Consider the following 566-nt stretch of genomic DNA (forward strand, 5'->3'; position numbering starts at 1 on the left):
TCTTGTGTAACAGCTGATTGCTCTGCTGCCAGGTTGCTAGCCGTGATGTCTTGCTGCGGTTCCTCCTGTTGTTTCCGAACAAAAGCTGGTACATCCTCTACCTTTTTCACTTTTTCACGCTGTCTAAAACCGTGAATTGGAGATGGTACCTCTGTCGGTTGAAATGGAACTTTTTTAGAGTTGTCCTTTTTTTCGCGCTGCTCTCTTTTTTCCCATTGATAATGATTCTTATTGGGCTTATTCTCCCTTTGCTCATGTCTATAATCATTTTCTTTTCTACGTTGGTAGGCAGGTGTATCCATTGGTTGTTTCTGTTCAACCTTATCAGGAATTACAGGAAAACGAAATTCTTTCCTCTCTGGATATTGATACATAACCTTTGTTTCTAATTTATCCTTGTGCTGCATGTTATGTAGCGGTCGTTGCTGTTTTTTAGGTTCATCTTCCTCTTCTTCATCTTCTATTTCCACTTCGGTATAAAAAAGGTCCAGTAACTTTTCTTTCCATTGGCCCCACATATCTTTCACTCATTTCTATGATAAAAATCATTCTAATTTCTATTTTAC

Annotated in this window: 1 pseudogene; it reads right to left on the reverse strand. The window is 38.5% G+C overall.

Features of this window, described 5'->3' with window-relative positions:
* Positions 1-518: pseudogene (locus AC3G7N_RS22070) on the reverse strand (hypothetical protein); the annotation flags it as partial.
* Positions 519-566: the final 48 nt, after the last annotated feature.

Source organism: Virgibacillus carmonensis (genome assembly GCF_057836705.1).